This is a genomic window from Bacteriovorax sp. BSW11_IV (assembly GCF_000447755.1).
Classification (GTDB): domain Bacteria; phylum Bdellovibrionota; class Bacteriovoracia; order Bacteriovoracales; family Bacteriovoracaceae; genus BSW11-IV.
This window is the reverse complement of record NZ_AUNE01000030.1, coordinates 46355-67394: the sequence shown is the minus strand read 5'-3', so window position 1 is coordinate 67394 and position 21040 is coordinate 46355. Positions and strand designations below refer to the sequence as shown.

The following is a 21040-nucleotide window of genomic DNA, read 5'->3' as shown; positions in this document are numbered from 1 at the left end:
TTCTACACGAAAAAAATATTTGAGAAAGAATCAATAATATAAGTAAGTTCAATCGTCTCACATTTTGCCCATAACTACTTGAAGATGTTGTGAATATTTAAATGACATTATGGCAAAAAAAACTAATTGAAGACGTTTTGCAGAAATGTTTTCAAGTGGTGTAAAAAAATTAGACGGTACAAAAGCAGGACAAAAACCCTATACTTTCGGCAACTTACACAAAAGCAGTCAAAAAGAAAATGATCTAACTCTGCGCTAGGGCCAATTCTTCTTTTAATTTTTGAACACCTTTGACCTCATTCAAATAAATGACCCCAAAAGACAGACAGAAGGTGATGAGCAAATAAATAATATCCCACATTGGACTTTTCCCAGCATTAAAGTCTCTAACAATGCTTTCAACAACTATACCCGTAAGTCCAAATTGCATTGGAAAGACATACCAATACCTAACGGATGAGAGAAGTTTGATTTCATTATTTAAAATGAAAATATATTGTTCCTTTGAATCGTTGGCCTCAAGAAGTTTTTTGTGACTTTGATTATATAAATAATAAGAAACACCCATCGCAGATAAAACTATTTGAAAGCAGAAAACTTTCGAAATGATAGTTTCTTTATCAATCCCTATAACAACAAATGCGATTATGACAATTAGGCAGGCCACCATCTCTTGATGATTTCTTTTTCTCAGATTCTTTCTTAGCGTATTTATATCATTCACAATCAAATCTCACTATTCATCTTTTCCAAGCGGGGAAGGAAAATTCTTTTTAAATATATCGTAGTATGTTGGATCGACACTTAAATTTCCAACGCTGGCCCAAACATGTACTTGTCTTTTATCCAACATATTCACACCAAAGTGCTTTGTTGGGGTCCAGGCTTTTTCGAGAAAAATTTCATAGGCCCCAAGAACAGGATGATATAAATATAATTGTCCATTCCAACTTAGAAAGCCGCTACTGCCAGAACTAAAACCGTTAAAGCCAAGGGCCTTTACATCGACCTTTTTACCGATACGATATGTACCGCTATCCACAGGATTATTTGCGACAACAAGGCGGGCAACATCTTTTCCTGCAAACTTGTTATAGTCTAGAATAAATTTAACAGCGTAATCCCCGCATTGTCCCAGCCTTTCGTTTTTCATTGGACCAGTTGTATACTCAAACCAATCAGCAACCTCTATTGCGATTTTTTCTGCTTGCTCAACTTCGGCCTTACTTGGTTCAAATGATTTCTGATTTAAAGTACAAGAGAGAACTAAAAATAAAGCCAGAATTGAAATTTTCATAGTTGGATCTTCTATTGAGTTATTTGGTTAAATTAAATATATTTTAACTACAGATAACTAAAATACAAGGGCCCAAGAGTGAGTAAAAAACAGGTTATTCTTCTTTTAGCTCACTCACAAGTTGATTCAATTTCATGGCCAGCACTGATAAGTTTTTTGCAGCATCACTCAATTGAGCTGCACCACTTGAACTTTCGTGTGCAGCGTTTGATACTTCTCGAATAGATTTAGAAACATCCTCCACGGCCTGCGTTGACTCTTGTACGACTCTGGAAACATCGCTCGTTGTAACAGATTGTTCTTCTACTGCGCTTGCAATAGAAGAGGATATCTTACTAATTTCCTCTATCGACACAGATATTGTTTCAATAGCAATGACAGCATTAGCAGTTGTTTCTTGAATATTAATGATTTTAGCTTCAATTTCCTGTGAGGCCTTGGCCGATTGCTTGGCAAGCTCTTTTACCTCATTCGCAACAACAGAGAATCCCTTTCCAACTTCACCTGCTCTTGCTGCTTCAATAGTCGCATTTAACGCCAAGAGATTCGTTTGTTGAGCAATAGAAGAAATCGCTTTAATCACAGAGCCGATCTGTTCACTCGCAAGACTCAATTGTTCAATAAGCGCATTCGTTTCAGATGCTTTGATTAAGGCCTCTTCAGATTTCACAGAACCCATTGTGGTATTTTTTGAAATCTCTTTTACCACAACCACCATTTCCCCAACACTGGCCGACACACTTTGAATTCCTTGGGCCAATTCTTCTGAAGAAGAGGCCGCAGATGAAGATTGATTCGTTGTGCTCTCGGCATTTTGTGTTAATTGTGTTGCTGTTGTCGCAAGCTCCTCAGCAGCGGCGCCAAGTTGAGATGCAGTTTCGACAAGAGTACTTAGAACTCTTAATGAATCTTCTTTTTGCTTAGTAACATCAGTTGCATATTTAACGATTTTAAAGACATTTCCACTTAAATCATAAACTGGATTGTAAGCAGCGTTAATCCATATTTCATTACCATTCTTGGTGATCCTTTTATATTCGCCTTTTTGAAACTCTCCGTTTTTCAAATTTCTCCAAAATCTTTCATACTCAGCGGATTCTGCATATTTTTTTTCGCAAAAAATTCTATGGTGACGACCTTTGATTTCATCTAGTTTGTAACCTAATGCATTCAAAAAATTATCATTGGCATCAAGAATTATTCCATCTGTTGTGAAGTTAATGACGGCCTGAGTTTTCGAAAGAGCATTGAGTTCTGCATCTTTTAGTTTTTGAGCACTAATATCAGAGGCAAATTTAATAATCTTATAAGTCTTTCCGTTAGCATCTTTGATTGGATTATAAGAGGCCGAAATCCAAACTTCCTGCCCGTCTTTAGCAATACGCTTATACTCTCCTGTATCAAATTCCCCTCTATTTAATTTTTCCCAAAATCTTTTATATTCGAGGGATCTTGCATACTCTGGTTCACAAAAAATACGGTGATGCTTTCCTTTCACTTCATCTAATGTATATCCCAATGTATTTAAAAAATTGTCATTCGCATCTACGATAATTCCATCAAGAGTAAATTCAATGACGGCCATGGAAGCTTTAATCGCATCGAAAATCTGCATCGTCTCATCTGCAGTTGTTATCACTTCCTTTACATTTTCTTTGTTTGTCATTTTTTTGGCGTCCATTTGAATATCCCTTAGTTTCTCTATTAACTAAGAATATCACTCAATAATTCTTGAAACCGTGGACGCCAAAAAGTGAAAGAAAAAATCATGCTAGCGACATAAGTCACTGTAAACAAACAGGTATTCATAATTCTTAAACAGAGGAAATTATTTCTCCGACTCTCCAATCTCTCTAACTTTTACAACTCGTGCGCGAATTAGAGGAAGCATAAGCTTGTACATAGATTTTTTGAAGAAGTTTACGTTATTTGGATTTTTATTACTTCTTACAAAAGATAGCGCATCTGTTGTTAACCCAAAGTCCGTTTTTACTGCTTCCATTTGCACAAATTTGTCATTGTTTAATGAGAAGTCAGTACTTGCTCCACAATCACCATCTGCAACAGAATGGCCGGTCTTCCAGTTGTTATTTTTATTTATTATCATGGCACCCTTAAAGAGCTTCTGATCATTTATATATCCATCGAGCATAACCCATTTCCCATTTATTTCGACCTCAATCCAACTATGACCAATTTCTTTTGGTGCAAGCCACATCATAATGAAAGGAAAAAATCCTCGTTGTATATTTTTATCAATCGTTGAGAAATGGGCCTTAACATTGAATTTGAAAAATTTTAACATCTCAAGAAAGAGAATCGTTTTGTTATTACACTGCCCGGACCTTGCATCAAAGACTTCCGCGGCCGTCACATCATCTATGCCAGGCAGAAAATCAAATTTTATATCATCTCTAACGAAACCATATAAATACTCAACAAGGGCCACCCCTTCTAAGTTTTTCTTTTTTAAATCTTCTAAAAATAGTTCTAAATTTGACACTGAATTCATTTGTACCTCGCTTACTTAACTCATAGGATACAGATGAAGAGAGCTAGAAAATTGTATTTAAAGGTTATTTTTGATGTTTTTAGGATTATATCCAAAGGTTTCACGAATAATTTTCGTCATATGGGCCTGATCGGAAAATCCACTTTGATGAGCAATGTCGACTAATTTTGTTTCCGGACTCACTGTTAGAAGATGGAAGGCCCTTCTTAGCTTTTGCCATCTTAAATAATTTTTAAAAGTAATTCCAACTTCTTCTTTAAAAACCTTTCTAAAGCGATCAGAAGAAAGCCCTACTTCTTTTGCAATCCCCTCAAGTTTACAATTGTGATCATGGTCCTTAATTAATAAGATTGCTCTTTTTATTTCATCTCTTATAACGTCATTCATACGTGATAACTCACGCTCAGGATCTTCAAAAAGTTTTTCGATAATTTCATGATCAGCTATGACGACATATTCATTAGATCCCATCAACTCTATTAATAATCGTCCGACTTCACATTCATTATCTACTAAAACATTAACCCATTCACTCTCTATAAGCTTATGTTCAATATTATAAGCTATAACAAGAGCATTATTTGCAGGAAGTGAAATGCTTCGATTTTTAAAAGCTACCGTGGAATCTGTTTTTGACATAGATACTTGAAGACACTCATGGCGATGAAACTCATTATCGTTCATCCTGCCTTTTATACATGCACCATGATTGTATATTTTGATATCCAAGTCTTACTCTTATTTTTGATATTGAATTTTAAATTATAAATAAGGATATATTTTCTTCGACGAAAAAAAAAGCCTACATTCTTGAAGGCTTATTTTTAATTATTTTTTAATTTAATAAAATTTAAAAAAATAGACTAAGCAGCTGAGAATATAAAGCAGAATCCACCCAACTTTTGCAGTAGGAAAATCAGGCGAACCACCAAGGGAAATAGTGTAATATAATTCTGTAACCCCGCCACTTTTATGGACTTTTAAATTGGATACGACACCCTCAATGGGATTTATTAAAAGTTTTGGGATTCTCTGTGAAAAGAATTTTCTATTATCTTTAAATCTAGTATTAATATACTCTTTCACGATCTTTAGATCAGATACTTTCACAAAAAGGTTATTATCTTGTCCGCTTTTTTTTCGTCGCTCAACGATAGGTAAGAGATAAACAGTTCTATTAAAGCCCCAGATATCTTCATGCTGCATTTTAATTTGATCAAATCCGATTTTACATCCATTTAATCGAACCCATCTATATTCTTTAATGGAATTTAAAAAATCATGGCAATTATAAATACTGATTTCTTCTTGGGAAGAAAATGCCTTGTAATCATCATAGGTCTCTATCCCGAAATGGAAAACGAATGATGCCAAAGTTACGAGTATAAATCCTATTATCGATTTCAAGGCGGCTAGATCAATTATTTACTAAGAACTTGTCTTAATACATCTTCATAAATAACTTCTGCCTTTTCAATTTTTTGAGCATTTCTAATATTCTTTTTAATAGCACCATTTCTGATTGCAACATAAAGTTCAGATGCTTGTTTAGTAGTTAATTTTAAATTTACAACAGCATTTACAAGTTCGGCCTTACATAGACTGAGAACAACCTCATCTGTATGTCTCTCAACTGTCGTATCACCACTAATTTCAAATTGAGCCTCAACACACTCTTGAAGTGATTGAATGTTTGGATTTGCAGATACGTTAAGGGCCATTACTGATACAAGCGCAAGAAGTAGTGCTTTCATAGAGTCTCCTATAATTTTTTTGCATTATCCCACATTTAAGATTCTGCTCCCATGTGACCTGAAATCTTTACGTTAACCGTCAATATCTTAGACACACGATATGTCTCATAATTTCAAACACTTATTCGCTTCCCATCCCTGTAAATTTCGCAACAGTATTAGACATTTAGTATTTAGTTCGCTAACTAAGAGCATCATTAATCACTAGGACTCTCATATGCTAAATTTTATTTTTGCGCTAATAGCACCATTGGCCTTTGCACAACCAAAACTTCCACAGACAATTGAAATGCCAATGACTGAAATTCGCTTTGGGACTGAAATCTATGATGAGTTTAAATGGCTCGAAAATCCCGCAGATCCACGTATCTCGAGTTGGATTCTTCAGCAAAACGAGTATACAAAATACAATTTAGTAGATGAGGATTTTCAGGAATTTCTTCTCGATTTCGAAGAGCTTTACACTCCAACGTCGAACAAATCGCTAAGTGATGAATGGCAAAGCAATAATTTCTTATTCGAAAGAAGATTTATCCCCTCGCCTAAAATAGATGAATACACGATTGAAACTACCAAACTTTATACTCTAGCGACAATCACAGAAAGTGGTGGTGATTACAAAAGATTGAATATCTATCGTAATGAAGATGGCGATAAAAAGACATTGATAGAAACTCTTCACTTAGGCAGAACACCAAGTATTGTTTGGGCGAATGAGCATGAATTTTTTTATACAAATTCGGGTCATCATCTCGCAGGTGATTTCAATCAACGATTACTTCTTCATAAAATAGGTGAGCATCAGGCGGACGATATCCTTATCCATAGGGCCAAAGACCCAAAAGATTATTTTTATGTCGAAGAGAATGGAACATACCTTTTTCTTGTTGAAATGAATTTCGGCTCCAAGACTCGTGATTACTATAAATTATCAAAAAAGAATGGCAAGGGAGATTTTATCTACAGTTATCCAGGCTACCCTTACCACTCTAAAGTTTCTGATAAAGGTGGCTTTGATATTACGACTGTGCTTTATGATGAATTTTCAAATGGTGCGATCTATAGAGTAAATACAAAAACGAACGAAAGAACACTTCTTATATCTGATCTTGGTTTTCCCATTGAAGACATTAGTGTCTACAAGGATGATTATATTATTAAGTCTCCTTTTGATGGAGAGGATAGTCTATATTACTTAAAAACAAGCACAAATGTTCTCACAAAGTTTGATCTTCCTAGAAATGCCATGATTAGTAATTTCTATGAAAAAGAAAATTTATTAATTTTAAGTCTGACCTCATACACAATCTACTATCAAACATACGAGATTAATCTTGATAACTTTGAAATAAAGAAAACGGGTGACCACTCTTTTTCAACTTATGATCAAGAAATAGAAATTATCAATGAGCACTATATTGCTTCGAACGGGCAGAAGGCGGCAATTCAGCTAGTGAAATTCAAATCAACTGAATTAACTCCAAACACTCCTATTTTTATGGAAGGTTATGGAGGATTTAACGTTTCTGTTACTCCTTACTATAATCCAGAAATTATCCCTTGGTTAAAACGTGGTGGAGTATTTGCAAATATCGTTCTTCCAGGTGGGTTTGAATACGGAAATGATTGGTTTGAAAGCGGAATTCTCCTGAATAAGAAAAACACTTTTGACTCATACGCCTTAGCGGCCAAAAGATTAATTGAAAAAGGTTATACTTCACCAAAGCATATTGGAATTGGCGGAACAAGTAACGGAGGTTTACTAGCAAGCGCGACGGCAATGCTTTATCCTCACCTTTTCGCTGCTGTTGTCCCAGAAGTTGGCGTCCATGATCTGTTAAACTTTCAATTTTTTACCAGTGGAAGATACTGGGTTGATAATTATGGGCAATACGACAAAGAGGAAGATTTCAGATATTTCTTTAAACTCTCTCCATATCACAATGTTCAATACAATGAGACATACCCAGACACACTTATTCTAACGGCACAAGATGACGACAGAGTGGTTCCGTCTCATAGTTATAAACTAGCGGCCAAGTTACAAAAACATTTCCCTGAGAAGGAAATATTACTATATTCAAAACCTATGGGTTCACATTCTTCAAGATCAGGAAGTATGAGTAGAAGACTAGAGACTTATTCTTTGAAATGGAATTTTCTCATGAAGAAGTTGATGAAATAAACTACTCCATGTACTTCTTATAAATCTCAGGAAAGATATTCGTTTTATTTATACGAGCGAGTTCTTTCCTGAATGCTTCAATCACCTTATCTTTGTTTTCTAATTTAGGGCTAACCCCAAAGTAAGCTCCCAATTTATTTTCAAGATGACCAGCAACTTTAAAATTTTCTTCAATATATTTGCGACCAAGAAGGTAGTATGTATATTCTGAATTTACAGCAAACATATCGACGCGATTCTTTAGAATTAGCTGATAGACGCGCTTAACGGGATCGCTCCCCTTAACAACAAAAACTTTATTCTTCTTATCATTAAGATAATCTTGAAACTTGGGTGATGAATCATTGTACACAAAACCATGTACATTACCGACAACTCTATCACCTATAGATTTAACACCTGTGTATATATATGGGTCGTTCTTACGCGTCCAAACTGAAACTTTCATTTGCGCAATGAAAGGATCTATTAGATCAATCTTTGATGGTCTTTTATTATTCAATGAACAAATGGCATCCATATCACCATTTTCAACACTTCCAATGGCGCGGGCCAAGTTCATCCATTCAATCTTCAATTTATAATCTGTTTTTTCAAAAAGCTTGCGAAGAAGATCGACAATCATCCCCTCTCTTTTATCACCAGAACTTGGTTCAATCATGAAGGGAGGATAATGAAAGCAGGCCATACGAATTAATTTCTTTTCAGAGTTTTTTGGTGCTCCGTTGGCAACGGCCGGCAATAAGAGGGATAGAACAAGAATTAATCTGATTCCAGCTTTTAAATTCAAATAATTGCTCTTACAAAAATTGGTTTTTGCCATGATTCCTCTTAAACGCAAATTACATGAATTTTATTTGCAAGATTCCTATTTAGCAAGCCTTGTTTAGACTAGGCAGACAAATAATAAAACTTCATCTAAGATAAAATTATTATTGCTCCAACAAGGAAACAGACGCAGAAAACTCAACATTTCTTAACCTTAAATTATCTCTTCCAAAAAACGTTCAACTCATTGCAGTTAGCAAAACATTTCCCGCACAATCTGTAGTCGAAATTTACAATCTCGGTCACCGTGATTTTGGCGAGAACAAAGTTCAAGAGCTAAGAGAAAAAGCACAAGAACTAACCCATCTCGAAGGAATTAAATGGCATTTCATTGGCCATCTCCAATCAAATAAAGTTAAAGACCTTCTAAAAGTTGAAAACCTCGCAATGGTTCACTCTATTGACCGATTTAAAGTCGCAAAAATGATTAACGACAAACTGTTAAGTGAGGATCGAACGCTTGATATTCTGATACAAGTGAATACTTCCAATGAAGATAGCAAGTATGGATGTCATCCGCTTGAGGCCAAGAAGCTCGTGAAAGAAATCTCTGCTCTTTCTCAATTAAGAATCAAAGGACTTATGACTATAGGAAAACTTGGTGGAACAATAGAAGAAACTCAAGATTGCTTTAAAACTCTTCAAGATATTGCCAAGGATATTAAATTAGAAAATATTCCCAATGTCTCTATGGATGAACTCTCAATGGGGATGACATCAGATTATAAAATGGCGATCGAATATGGCAGTACAATAGTTAGAGTTGGTCAGGCCATTTTTGGAAAAAGAAATCTTCCCGATAGTCACTACTGGCCTGAGGAAAAAAACTAGTTCTTCTTTTTACTTTTTAAAACTTTATATTTTTTAGGAGTCTCTTCCATATAGGTTTTAAAATCTTTATTGAAATGAGCTTGGTCAAAGTAACCAATATCTACAGATAAATCGGCCAAAGACGAAAAATCATCTTGAGAGATCTTCTCTTTGGCCATTTTTACTCTTATTAATTTCGAATAAATTTTTGGTGTCACTCCAACGTATTTTTGAAAAAGTCTTTGAATTTCTCGAATAGAGATATCACATTTATCACTAAGCTCTGTAATATTTATCTCTGGTGTTCTTTCAATTATTGTTATGAGGTCTTTCAACTTAACAGGAAATTTATCTAGTGATGCCTGTAAAATAATATTTAAATATACTTCTACTTTGTTGCAAATTTGATCCCATGATTTTTCATTTAACATGACTTGTGCAAGTTCTTTATAAAAATCAGAACAAGAAAGCATATCATCTTCAGTTGCTGAGCAATTTTGATTGATATAGTGACTCATTTGCCTTCCTAAAAACATTTGTCCCGTGTGCGGATAAAAACGAATTCCAATGGCACAAACTTTTCCTCTAAAAACCATCGTCGTTAGATTTTTTGTTGGACCCATAATTGTTGTTTCTTGTTTTGCAATATGATCGTGATCTTTTAGCTTATATTCAATTTCATCACCAAAATTGATTACAATGCCACTGCAAGCATCGCTTAAAATCTTAAATGGTAATTCTTCTTGATTCGAATCATTATAGGCAAACCAAATGGTCTTCACGTATTCGCTAAGGATATTAGCTGGAGTAATCATTTTTAGATTGATGCTATTGAGATCTTGCATTGTTGTCGCATTTTTACAATTTTTTCCAATTGAGGGTTATTATAGTTTAATCACATCTTAAATTGGAGGACTTATGTGGAAAAAATACTTACTCTCTCTCGCAATTTCGTCGAGTTATCTCTCAGCTGTTGCAGATCGCTTTGGACTTTGGGGCGTCGCTGGAGCTGACGGAGTTGTTTGGGGTAATTATGAACAATTTCTCGCCTATACAAAGTACCTCAATGGCTGGGCACCAGAGGCGCTTATTCCATTTTTAGGAGGAAGTGCAACTTTCCTTGAAATAATTCTCCCCCTTATGTTTATCTTTAAATTTAAAGTGAGATATGCGGCCATTATCAGTACGGCCCTTTTGAGCACATTTGCCTTGGCCATGATTTTTTCAGGTGGTTTGAAAGGACCGCTAGATTACAGCGTTTTCACTGCTATTTTTGCATCTTTGATCTTAGTTGAAGATAAAAAAGCGAAAGGCCAAGAATAATCTTGGCCTATAATTTTATCTACTCTTGTTCGCAATATGAAAAGTCGAACTCATTCAGATATTTATATCCACTAGGAGAAAAGGCCTTATCCCACATTTCTACACCGGCCATTCGATTTAAAGCATCTTCTGCTAAATCTAAATTTCTATGATAAGAGGCCGAGTTTACAAAAGCACCTACAAGACTACCATTTTGATCTTTAACTTTATTTCCATAGCAATTCATTTCATTTTTTAAGTAATCATAAAGATCTATAAGACGTAATTCATTCATCGCCTTTGCCGAATAGTATTTAATCTGTCCATCTTCAACTACTGATAATTTTTTTAGAAAAGCATCAATATTTTTCTGAGAAAGTTCTCTACAGATTCTCACCTTCTTACCTTCATCATCACCCGCTCTATTTTCGGCAATAACTTCATTTGAGGCCTTCACAAAACAATTGAGAAATTGTCTCGAATTCAAAGAAGCAAAAGAAGGTAGTGACTGACAAATTAATAGTAGGATTAAACTCTTTTTCATAGGTCTCTCTCCAGTTGATTGGGTTATGAGACTAGTCTATAGAATTTATTTTAAAGCAGGTGGTGATTAGAAATAATTTCAAAGGGTGTCGGGTTCTTCAACACTTGCCAAAAAACCCGATTTTTCAACAACTTACTATATTTTACGATACTCTACATCTTCAATATCATCGCTTCGTCGCTTATAAACCACCACTCTTTCCTTTATGGCATATTTCTCTGTAGACTCTCCAGAGAGGGCCACAATCCAAGAGAACATCACTAGCACCGGGTTCGTTTCCCAGTAGGCAATTGTCGCAAGAATCGCAACCAATAGTCTTGGAGCAAAGATAAAACCCAACCACCACAAAAGCCCCCCAGAGACGACATTAGAGAAAAAAAGCGTTAGACGTGGGAAGATAGTTATAAAGATAAGAAAAAAGACGCCACGATTATCCCAATAGCTAACTGTTCCATAATCAACGTTAAAAACATTTACAAGAATTGACGATGCACCTGTGATTACCAGAAAGAGAATAACAATTTGAAATAATGACATATAATATTCCTTAAAACCGTATTATGAATCTAGTATAACGAATCTATATTATAAAAAAAATAGAATTGCAGGAATTGATGAAAAGACCAATTAACAAAAAACGTGTCATTCTTAAGACAACTTTATTAATCATAGTCTTGGCCTTCTGGTACATCATGTATCAAGGCATGACTGCTCCGAGATAATTATAGCGCCAGAACTCACATGCGCTTATAATTCATATTATGAAACACCTAAGTTCAGAGACCAAAGGTCGAATAGAAGTTATCCTAGCAAGCCTTGCCTTTGGCTTTCTTGGGATATTTGGGAAATTTGCCTTTGAAAACAATGTCAGCGTTGGTCAGTTGTTAACCTTTCGCTTTCTATTGGCCACTCTCGCTCTATGGCTATGGCTCTTTGTGTTCAAGCGCCACCTAATTAAAATATCTAAAAAGCAGCTCTTTATTACTTCTATGCTTGGTATTTTTGGCTATGCTTTTTTTTCAACGTTATACTTCGAAGCCGTTAGGGGTATTAGTGTCGCTCTGGCCGCGCTACTGCTCTACACTTATCCTATATGGGTTACGCTGTTTTCGGCCCTATTTAAACTCGAACAAATCACTTTAAAAGACTGGCTTATTTTGATTACGGCAAGCACTGGTTTAGTGCTTGTTCTTTGGGGTAATATTGAGGCCTCAAATCTCATGGCCCTTTTCTTTGGCCTTGGCTCTGGTCTTTTCTACGCTCTTTATATTCTGGCCAGTGGCCAATTTCAAAAAGATATAAAACCGATCACATCAACTTTATATGTTATTACCTTTTGCACCATTGCCCTTGCAGTTTTTCACAGACCCGATCTCGGCCATTTTTTAAGCTTAGGACAAAATGCCCTCATGGCCGTTGGTGGACTCACATTTATTTGTACCATCCTTCCTTTAACCTTGATTCTGGCCGGATTGCAAAAACTTAAAAGCTCAGAGGCCGCACTCTTAACGATGATTGAACCCATCACTGCAGTTGTTATGGCCCAGATCATCTTTGACGAAAAAATGAACTTCATGCAACTCATTGGCGCCCTCCTTATCCTCTCAAGCCTTAGCGCAAAAGCGATTAAAGTAAAAAGATACCGTAATTAGCGGCAAGTATCTGATATTAGAGTGGTGTTTTTTTTCCCTCATGTAATCATGGCGAAATTCTCAGATAATAGTCATCATGAGAAGAGCAACATCCATCATTCTAGCATTACTATTTTCATCAACCATTCTTGCAAAGAAGCTTGAGCAAGGCTCGACCTATCTTTTACAAAACGGTTCCATTTCAACAACAGATAACGAAGTTGTCCCCCAAGGAACTTATATTAAAGTTGTAAAGCAAGATAGTTGGAGTACTCATTTCCAAGTTTTGGATGAGAAGATGGCCCCTAAAAATGCAGTTAAAAGAGCAAGCACTCAATGGGCCGCCGCTTCAGCTGTTGAGATAGGGCCAAGGGACATAAAAGGAATTCTCGACAATGTTTCTGTAAAAGTTCCAGACCCAAATGAGAATTGCTGTCAGCCTGGAACAAATCACAAATCACGTGACATTGTTGCCCCAGAACCTGTGGTAACAACTCCAGCTTCGCTTAAAGATGACGACGCGCTTGCAAGCTACTTTTCATGTTATCAAAGAAACTCGTCACACATGATGAATTATCGTAATAAGTTCAAACAAAGTATTCGCGAAAGTGCAAAAACATACAACCAGCTCTTTGGTGATGAAGTTAGTGAGAATGAAGTTAATACAACATTGTCTTGTCTTCTCTTTAGAGAATCTTCTCATTGGGAAGGAAAAACTTCGGCAACAGGAGCTGTTGGACTAGGACAATTTACAGGAGTTGCAATCTCTCAAGTAAGAAAAATCCTAACCTATAAAGCCCCGCCAGCTAATTATTTTGAGAATAGAATTAATACTCAAAGAAATGAGCACAAGGCAAAAAGAATTAGTGCTTCAAATTTACAAAAAAATATTCGACTCATTGAAGCTGAAAAAAGAAACCACGATAGATTAACTGAACTAAAAAATCTTTGGGAAAAAATCAATATTCGCAATAGACCGACAGCGAATCAAATTAATGCCAACTATTTAAAGAATAATGAAAATCATGAGGCCGTCATTGCTCTTTCAACTCTTATGATTAGAAATTGCCAAATTCAATTACAAGACCGAAACTTTGAGATGAGTCAAAAGAATAGTCTCCTGGCCTGTGCTGGTGCATACAATATGGGTGTTGGAGGATTTGTGACGAATGCCCTTGGTGATGGAAAAAATCAAAATCTGAATACATGGATTTCGAATTTAAAGAAATCTGGAAGCTCTCAAAAGGCCGAAACAATAAATCACATTATTAGTATTCATCGCTGCTCTCAAAAAGATGCTAATCTTCCACCATGTGGAACAAGTTCTAATTACTGTACAGATTTACCAAAGGCCAATGCTTGTAACCCTAGGGCCAACCCTATTTGTGAAGGGGAATGTTAATGAAAAATGCAATTACACTTTTATCTATAATGCTAACTTTTAGCTTAATGGCAAATAGCTACAAAGTTGAGGTTTATACATTTGAACAACTTAATAAGCTTGAAAAAGAAATGGAAGCTTGGGCAAATAAAGTTGGCCAAAAAGATCTCATCGTAATGGGAAAAATGGATCAAAAACCAAAAGAGATAGAAACAATTCGTCTCTTCTTTCCTTACCTTCTGCCAAAAGAATATCTTACATACAATATTGATATGACCTGTGCTCCATCATTACAGAAGTTCAGAGATAAGAAGGATTTAGAGTTACATAAAGAATGGGAACAATGTGTGCGCGAACTATACGCAACAGATGTTCCACCTGAGCTTGAAAAGGCCCTAAAAGAATTAAGGCCCAAGAAATAATTAATGAACTTCTTTTGAATCTACAAAGAAAGTACAATTATCAGAATGAAGGCGCGTATAACCAGCACATAGGTCGCGCCCTTCTAAAGTTCTCGCGACACCTTTGTTTCCTTCAACTTTAATATAAAGAATATTTTCATCGTAAGAAAAAATCTGAGTCCCCTCAGTTTTCAATAGCTCATCATATAATGGCACATAACGAATTAAATTCACGCCATCATCACAAACGAAATATGTAACATTCGTTTTCTTTGAAGTAACGATTGTAAAATTGATTCCTGCTGGATCATGACATTGGATTTCGATAGCGTGACTAACAAATGATGTTAGAAATAGAAGGATAAGTGATAGTGTTTTCATAAAAAACTTCTATCACTTTCAAGGCTCCATGACATCAAAAAAATCTGGAAAAGATTTTGTAACAGAATTTGAATGAGTTAGCTCGCCACCACCATTGGCCCTCAAGAAAAGATAGCTCACCATCACCATGCGATGATCATCTGGAGGAGTTAGCGACATTACCTTATCTTTAATTATTCCAGTACCTTGAATTAGCAGTTCACCGAGACCTTCTTCATTTAATGTAAAATCAATAGAATAAGCTTTAAGCAAACGGATTATCTCCATCAGCCTATCGCTCTCTTTAAAGCGAAGAACATTCACTCCAGTAATAGAACTTGTGCCCTTAGTATGCGCACATAAGAAGGCCAGGGTTGGAATAAGATCTGGGCAATCAGTACAATCAAAAAAACCAGGTCTTAATTCTTGCTTCTCTATAGCAAGGCCTTTTGAATTCAGTTCGAAAACTCCACCCATTTTAGAAATGATAGATAAAAATTTTGAATCGGCCTGAAGGGAATCAATATGATGACAATTTGTCACATTCACTTTTCCACAAACGAGGGCGAGTGCAATTGGATAACTTAAAGAACTAAAATCGACAGGAACTTCAAACTCAGATGTTTTCTTAAAGTCTTCGATAAGATTAAGAGTAAGATCAAAATATGATTTTGATGTCGAAAGATTTTTTGCGACAACAGCAATTCCCAAGTGAGAAAGAGCAAGCTGCATTCCTGTTGCAAATTGAGTTGTTTTTTTACAATCCACTTCAACAGATTTAATGTCTGACGATATTGGCCCTTGAATTATAGGCCATCCCCCTTGGTTTTTCTCAAAATTCACACCAAGAGAACCTAAAACTTTATAAAGTTCATCCATTGGTCTTTCTTTCATATGACCTTTTGGTTCGATTTGATACTTGTTTTTGCCAAGAGCAAGAAGAGGTATAAGAAAACGATTTGTTGTTCCACCATCGCCAGTTTTTAAAGTTACGATACTTTGGGATTTAACTTCACATTCAGGAAAAGAGCCTTTAATTGTAACGGTCTCATTATCACGTAATATTTTAAGACCAATTTTTCGCAAACATTCAATCATATTCTCAACATCTGAAGATTCAGGCATGTTGTGAATAATAATATCTCTCTTATCTATTGCGGCCAATATTAAGGCCCTATTGGCATAAGATTTTGAAGTTGGAATTTCAACTTTCTTATTGAATGGATTATTTTCAACTCTATAAGTTTTAGAGTGCATCTATATTGGCCTTTCGTTTAATAAGGAGTTCGTTAAGTTTTGCAAGTTCAATTTTATCAATATAAGGAGTTCCCGCTCCCTTTAATCTGATTATTTCAAGAACACCTGAAGCAGCAACTTTTTTATCTTTGGAAACATAGCTCATCACTTTTTCAACATCTATGCCTTCCCCTTTCCAAGGGACGCTTCCAAACTCCCAACCGAGTGCAGAAGTTACTTCATCTAAGACTTCATGATTTTTCTTTTCATCAAATAATTCAAAGATAAAGCGCATACCATAATATACGGCCGCACCATGGGAGATAGGATACATCTTTTCTATAGCATGACCGAATGTATGCCCAAGATTTAAAATCTTTCTCTCTCCGATTTCTTTAAAGTCTTTTTCCACTAAAAGTTTTTTGAATTGGGCACAAGAACTTATAAGTGCATTGAAAGTCGTTCTTGCATCTTTGGCCTGACGGTAAATTCCACTGGAAATCAAAATATATTTTAGGATTTCACCACGACCACTTTGAATGTGCTCAGGTGGTAATGTTTCAATAAAGCTTGAATCAATCCAAATATTATCTGGCTGATAAAATGAACCGATAAGATTTTTTCCAAAACGAGAGTTTACAGCAGTTTTCCCACCGATTGCGGCATCAACCATAGCTAACAGCGTTGTCGGAATGACAGACCAAGAAACACCTCTTAATAAAATCGATGCAACGAGTCCTGCAAAGTCGCTTGTTACTCCACCACCAATAGCAATTAAGTGGCAGTTTCGATGGGCCCCTTTTTCAATAAAGAACTCTAAGCACTCTTCAAGGTAAGCAAGAGTTTTAAGACCTTCTGTTCCTTTTGCCTTGTAAACAATCACTTCTTTTCCGAGATCTTTTAGATTTGAGATGAAATCTTCGTACGACTTTAATACATTTTCATCTACAACTAATAAAAGCTTGTCGGTTTTTAAACCTTTTACTCTTTCAACAATATCTGATTTAGAAATATAATAAATTGAACTCAAAATTGACCTCTATAATTGATAAGCATTTTGTCTTAATAAATGATCTGCAATCGTAACTTTAACCATGGCCTCTACAACTGGAACGGCCCTTGGTAAAATACACGGATCATGTCTTCCCTCTTTAGCTTTTTCTCCAACAGTTGAAGTTGGCTTGAAAACTGATTGTAAAAGAATAGTCTCACCGTTTGAGATTCCACCTTCGATTCCACCAAAATTTTTAGCATCACTTGAAACTACACTTCCCATTAGGTTTTCCATATCTTCACCAAGACCAAAAGAGAATGAAACACAAGCACCAATGGACATGACCGCATGGGCAAGCTCTGCTTTTAATTTATCAAAGGCCGGCTCACCAAGACCAGCAGGACATCCTTCAATAAGAGTACAAACTCGACCGCCAACACTTTCTCCTCTCACCTTTAAATCAGTAAGAAAGTCTTCCATCTCTTTATTTGAAACCGTTGCGGGAAAATTATAACGATTGAGTTGAGTCTCAACACTCAGCTCTTCGTTGCGAGCATCAAAAGGACCCATTTTTGTAATAATTGTTTTAACTTTTATATCTTTAAGAATGAGAGAAGCAAAATAGCCAGCGATGACACGACTAACAGTTTCGCGCCCACTACTTCGTCCGCCACCTCTGTGATCTCTTACACCATATTTTTGAATATATGTTTTGTCTGCATGCCCAGGTCTGTAATTATCTTTTAATTTGTCATAATCACCACTGCGCTGGTTTGTATTTTCAATCATGACAGCAATGGGCGTTCCCATAGTTGTATTTTCAAAAATACCAGAAAGAATCACGGCCTTATCGGCCTCCGTTCTAGCTGTGGTTCCGGCCAACTTTCCAGGGGCCCTACGATCTAACTCTTTTTGAAGATCTTCTTCTGAGATTTTAATGCCTGCTGGCATTCCATCAATAACCACACCAAGGGCCTTACCATGAGACTCGCCAAAGGTTGTAAATGAAAACATTTTTCCAAAAGTATTTCCGCGCACAAAGATCTCCGATCTACTTGTTTATCTGTCTTCAATTCTACTATAATTCACCTAATTTGCGTGAAAGAATTGGTGAAAAATGAATATCGAAGACTACAAAAATCTCTATGAAATCCAAAGCCTTGATTTAAAGGTCAAAGAGCACTTAGATCTGATATCTGATGAAGAGCGCAGGATCGTATTCATGGAAAATCAGGAAAAAAAACGCAAAGAACAATACCAAATTGGACAAGAAAAGCTCAGAGAGACTAAAGAAATAACTAAGAAACTTGAAAAAGAGCTTTTTAGTATCCAGCAAGAACTCGATAGGGCCAATAAACATCTAAATGAGGCGCAAAACCAACAACAGGCCACCGCCCTTGAGACTGAAATCCAAAATTTATCACCTAAGGCAATGGCGTTAGAAGAAGAGATTTTCTCTTTAATGGAAAAAGAGGAAGAAATAAGTGCAACTCTTAAAACTGATGAAGACTATCTCGCTGGAGTTGTTGACACAATTAACGATATTAAAAAAGAAGTATCTACCTTTGTTTCATCCGAACAAGCAAAAATAAAAGTCCTAGATGAAAGGATTGCTGCGCTTTTTGAGAATACTCATCCAGACCTTGTGACTTACTTTAATCGCTCTAGATCAAAACATCGCTTTACGGGATCTCTTTCGACAATTCAAGGAAGTGGCTGTGTCAAATGTAAGTATGTTGTTCCCTCACTAGTAAGAGAACAAGTTGAAAGAATGACTGCTATAGAAATGTGCTCTGGCTGTGGGCGCTTATTAGCGCCACTTAATTCACGATTGTAAGAATCGTGCTATTTAAATAGAAAAGGCTCAATGAAAGTACATTGCGTTCAACTTCATATCTCGCCATTGAGATTTGGGTTTCAATTAATCTCTCTTCTGCATTAATAACCTGATCTAAAGATGCTCGACCTCTATTGTAAAGTTTGTTGTATTCATCAAGCGCTTTTTTCGCCAGATCAACTCTCTGTGTTGCCGATTTTAAATTCTCTGAAATTAAGTTGTATTGTGAAATCACAGAAGTTAACTCTGCTTCAACATCTTCAATCGCCTTCTTAATTTGATTTTGAGAGTCTAGCATTTTTATTAATGCTAAAGATTTATTGGCCTTTTCTGTCGAAAGGCCGAAAGGTAGCGACACTTCTAACCCTACTTTAAACTCACGATTATCAGATCCGAATGTTCCATCACTAAAAGATTTACTGCTTTTTTTATCAAAGTTATTTGTCGTGTAAGAGCCCATTAATGAGACATCTGCCGTCACATTATTATTTGCATAATGGAACTCTTTTTCTACGGCCATAAACTTCTGCTGAAGGCTTTTTACATAGTGATTATTTTTATAATCAAATTCCTTTGGCGGATTTTTAAGATTGATATCAATTTTTGATAGTTTTTCAATTTCACTTTCATCAACTTTTCTATGTAAAAACTTTCTTATTTTTTCTACATTTTTATCAAGCTCACTTTTTGCAGAACGAAGTGACTCTGTTGCATAGAGCTCTCCAGTTTGAGCACTAAATAAATCGGCCCTTTCTTTAACTCCATCGCGAACTTGTTTCGAAATTAGTTTCAATCTTCTTTGTGATCTCTCAAGGGCCATTTCTTGGAATGAGACGACACTTTTACTTAGCGAAGCTTGCATATAGCTTGTTAGAAATATAAGGAGCTTGGCCCCTGCCGTATTTGAATATTCTAATTTTGAAGACTCATATAATTCGTTTTTGCTATCTCTTAAAAGAAGTGAGTTGCGACCAAAAAAGTTTTTCCCTAAATCTTGCTTTAAAGACAAAGTTTGCGAATACCCACTTTGATCAACGCCAGCGTATTCCCCAGTCATCAAAGAACCTGAAAGGCTCAGAGTTGATCCTAAAATAGTCTCTTTCGATAGGCTCAATGTATTTGTATAGATCTTATTATTTAATGAATAATAACTTGAAGGAGAAGTCTTCAAAGTACTGTTAGAATATTCTGATGAAAGAGATAAAACGAAATCTCTTTTGTTTTCTTCTAAATCACTTAGAACTTTTGCACTTTCCAATTGGTATTTAGTCGATTGAATATCAACGTTTCGCTTTAAAAACTCAACAGCAATGGTTTTAGTATAAGCGTAAGCGTTGTTAAAATTACAAAGAAGAAGTAATCCAACTATTTGAACTTTCAAGCGAGCTCCGTGTGATAAGACTAGTGACAAAGTTTATTTAAGAACTTCTAACGCAATATTTCCAATTATTCAAAAGATTATGGCAATCTGAACAGATTTCGGGTAAAACCTTCAGACCGAGTCAGTGAGATCATCGCCGGAAAACTTCGGTTTTCGGGAGGAAAGTCCGGGCATCGTATGGCAATGTAGCGGTTAATGGCCGTCCACCGTGAGGTGAGGACAAGTGCAACAGAAAGGAAGTACAGGGGTCTGAGGACGTTTATGGTAGCTTCGGCCGGGTAAACTCCGACGGTTCGTCCACCTGCTGTAGTGAAAACAGGTAAACTCTACGTGATGCAAGCCCAAATAGGTCTGTGCTTGAAGGTTGCCAGCCTGAGCAGACGGGTTGGGTGCTTGAGCCTATCGGTAACGGTAGGCCTAGATGAATGATGGTCCTCGACAGGACCCGGCTTACACGCTGGCTCGGTTTTTTTTTAATGATCTTATTCTACGATCTTGTTTTCTAACAATTATGAAACTCCATTAATACTGTCTAGTTTTTGACTGGCCTAACACTTAGATAAGTCACTGAGAATTCACTTAGACTA

General features: G+C 36.1%; 22 protein-coding genes, 1 other RNA gene and 1 pseudogene. 8 read left to right on the top strand and 16 right to left on the bottom strand.

Features of this window, described 5'->3' with window-relative positions; genetic code table 11:
- Window positions 1-244: 244 nt before the first annotated feature.
- The 7 genes from M899_RS08790 to M899_RS08760 form a co-directional block, all read right to left on the bottom strand.
- A complete protein-coding gene (locus M899_RS08790; RefSeq protein ID WP_021271055.1) occupies window positions 245-724 on the bottom strand; it encodes a hypothetical protein in 480 nt (159 codons plus the stop codon).
- Window positions 725-736: 12 nt separating this feature from the next.
- A complete protein-coding gene (locus M899_RS08785) occupies window positions 737-1297 on the bottom strand; it encodes a hypothetical protein (RefSeq protein ID WP_021271033.1) in 561 nt (186 codons plus the stop codon).
- Between the two features lie 94 nt (window positions 1298-1391).
- The gene (locus M899_RS08780) at window positions 1392-2978 is read right to left on the bottom strand and encodes a methyl-accepting chemotaxis protein (RefSeq protein ID WP_021271111.1); all 1587 of its coding nucleotides are present in this window, start codon (window positions 2976-2978) and stop codon (window positions 1392-1394) included.
- Window positions 2979-3125: 147 nt separating this feature from the next.
- Window positions 3126-3809 (bottom strand): transglutaminase domain-containing protein, encoded by a 684-nt coding sequence (locus tag M899_RS08775; protein WP_021271072.1) that lies wholly within the window; start codon window positions 3807-3809, stop codon window positions 3126-3128.
- Between the two features lie 57 nt (window positions 3810-3866).
- Complete coding sequence (locus M899_RS08770; RefSeq protein ID WP_155897163.1) at window positions 3867-4538, bottom strand: helix-turn-helix transcriptional regulator; 672 nt, start codon at window positions 4536-4538, stop codon at window positions 3867-3869.
- Window positions 4539-4649: 111 nt separating this feature from the next.
- Complete coding sequence (locus M899_RS08765) at window positions 4650-5183, bottom strand: hypothetical protein (protein ID WP_034728607.1); 534 nt, start codon at window positions 5181-5183, stop codon at window positions 4650-4652.
- A gap of 47 nt (window positions 5184-5230) precedes the next feature.
- Complete coding sequence (locus M899_RS08760; protein ID WP_021271051.1) at window positions 5231-5563, bottom strand: hypothetical protein; 333 nt, start codon at window positions 5561-5563, stop codon at window positions 5231-5233.
- A 217-nt stretch (window positions 5564-5780) separates the two neighbouring features.
- On the opposite strand from M899_RS08760, the gene M899_RS08755 reads away from it, so the two are divergent.
- On the top strand, window positions 5781-7748 hold the full coding sequence (locus M899_RS08755) for a prolyl oligopeptidase family serine peptidase (RefSeq protein ID WP_021271087.1): 1968 nt from the start codon (window positions 5781-5783) through the stop codon (window positions 7746-7748).
- 1 nt (window position 7749) lies between these two features.
- Here the strand turns inward: M899_RS08755 and M899_RS08750 are convergent, their stop codons facing one another.
- Window positions 7750-8571: a substrate-binding periplasmic protein gene (locus M899_RS08750; protein WP_021271060.1), complete on the bottom strand. Its 822-nt coding sequence runs from the start codon at window positions 8569-8571 to the stop codon at window positions 7750-7752.
- 179 nt (window positions 8572-8750) lie between these two features.
- Between M899_RS08750 and M899_RS08745 the strand changes: the two are divergent.
- A pseudogene (locus tag M899_RS08745) lies at window positions 8751-9407 on the top strand (YggS family pyridoxal phosphate-dependent enzyme); the annotation flags it as partial.
- Here the strand turns inward: M899_RS08745 and M899_RS08740 are convergent.
- The gene (locus M899_RS08740; RefSeq protein WP_021271112.1) at window positions 9404-10231 is read right to left on the bottom strand and encodes a helix-turn-helix transcriptional regulator; all 828 of its coding nucleotides are present in this window, start codon (window positions 10229-10231) and stop codon (window positions 9404-9406) included. The pseudogene M899_RS08745 and the gene M899_RS08740 overlap by 4 nt on opposite strands.
- 73 nt (window positions 10232-10304) lie before the next feature.
- On the opposite strand from M899_RS08740, the gene M899_RS08735 reads away from it, so the two are divergent.
- Window positions 10305-10709, top strand: coding sequence for a hypothetical protein (locus tag M899_RS08735; protein ID WP_021271035.1), 405 nt, complete (start codon window positions 10305-10307; stop codon window positions 10707-10709).
- A gap of 19 nt (window positions 10710-10728) precedes the next feature.
- Here the strand turns inward: M899_RS08735 and M899_RS08730 are convergent, their stop codons facing one another.
- Together M899_RS08730 and M899_RS08725 are read right to left on the bottom strand one after the other, a co-directional pair.
- On the bottom strand, window positions 10729-11232 hold the full coding sequence (locus M899_RS08730; RefSeq protein ID WP_021271078.1) for a hypothetical protein: 504 nt from the start codon (window positions 11230-11232) through the stop codon (window positions 10729-10731).
- Between the two features lie 135 nt (window positions 11233-11367).
- Window positions 11368-11769, bottom strand: coding sequence for a hypothetical protein (locus M899_RS08725; protein ID WP_021271062.1), 402 nt, complete (start codon window positions 11767-11769; stop codon window positions 11368-11370).
- Between the two features lie 224 nt (window positions 11770-11993).
- On the opposite strand from M899_RS08725, the gene M899_RS08720 reads away from it, so the two are divergent.
- From M899_RS08720 to M899_RS08710, 3 genes are all read left to right on the top strand, one after another.
- Window positions 11994-12884, top strand: coding sequence for a DMT family transporter (locus tag M899_RS08720; protein WP_021271093.1), 891 nt, complete (start codon window positions 11994-11996; stop codon window positions 12882-12884).
- Window positions 12885-12960: 76 nt separating this feature from the next.
- Window positions 12961-14265, top strand: a complete 1305-nt coding sequence (locus M899_RS08715) for a hypothetical protein (protein ID WP_021271109.1) — start codon at window positions 12961-12963, stop codon at window positions 14263-14265.
- A complete protein-coding gene (locus tag M899_RS08710) occupies window positions 14265-14666 on the top strand; it encodes a hypothetical protein (protein ID WP_021271028.1) in 402 nt (133 codons plus the stop codon). Before M899_RS08715 ends, M899_RS08710 begins: the two co-directional genes overlap by 1 nt.
- Here M899_RS08710 and M899_RS08705 read toward each other — a convergent pair whose 3' ends face one another.
- Genes M899_RS08705 through aroC form a run of 4 tightly spaced genes read right to left on the bottom strand, consistent with a single transcriptional unit; the run spans window position 14667 to window position 18273 of the window.
- Window positions 14667-15026, bottom strand: a complete 360-nt coding sequence (locus M899_RS08705) for a hypothetical protein (protein WP_021271077.1) — start codon at window positions 15024-15026, stop codon at window positions 14667-14669. It abuts the gene before it with no gap.
- Between the two features lie 18 nt (window positions 15027-15044).
- Window positions 15045-16262: a 3-phosphoshikimate 1-carboxyvinyltransferase gene (locus M899_RS08700; protein WP_021271057.1), complete on the bottom strand. Its 1218-nt coding sequence runs from the start codon at window positions 16260-16262 to the stop codon at window positions 15045-15047.
- Window positions 16252-17271, bottom strand: a complete 1020-nt coding sequence (locus M899_RS08695; protein ID WP_021271083.1) for a 3-dehydroquinate synthase — start codon at window positions 17269-17271, stop codon at window positions 16252-16254. The genes M899_RS08700 and M899_RS08695 overlap by 11 nt, the downstream gene beginning before the upstream one ends.
- A gap of 9 nt (window positions 17272-17280) precedes the next feature.
- Entirely contained in the window at window positions 17281-18273 is a 993-nt protein-coding gene (aroC, locus tag M899_RS08690; RefSeq protein WP_021271113.1) for a chorismate synthase, read from the bottom strand.
- A gap of 79 nt (window positions 18274-18352) precedes the next feature.
- Between aroC and M899_RS08685 the strand changes: the two genes are divergently transcribed.
- Window positions 18353-19072 (top strand): zinc ribbon domain-containing protein, encoded by a 720-nt coding sequence (locus M899_RS08685; protein ID WP_021271104.1) that lies wholly within the window; start codon window positions 18353-18355, stop codon window positions 19070-19072.
- On the opposite strand, the gene M899_RS08680 is transcribed toward M899_RS08685, so the two are convergent.
- Window positions 19056-20453, bottom strand: a complete 1398-nt coding sequence (locus tag M899_RS08680) for a TolC family protein (RefSeq protein WP_021271027.1) — start codon at window positions 20451-20453, stop codon at window positions 19056-19058. The genes M899_RS08685 and M899_RS08680 overlap by 17 nt on opposite strands.
- A 117-nt stretch (window positions 20454-20570) precedes the next feature.
- Here M899_RS08680 and rnpB point away from each other — a divergent pair.
- An RNA gene (gene rnpB / locus M899_RS17700) (RNase P RNA component class A) lies at window positions 20571-20922 on the top strand.
- The last annotated feature ends 118 nt before the right edge of the window (window positions 20923-21040 follow it).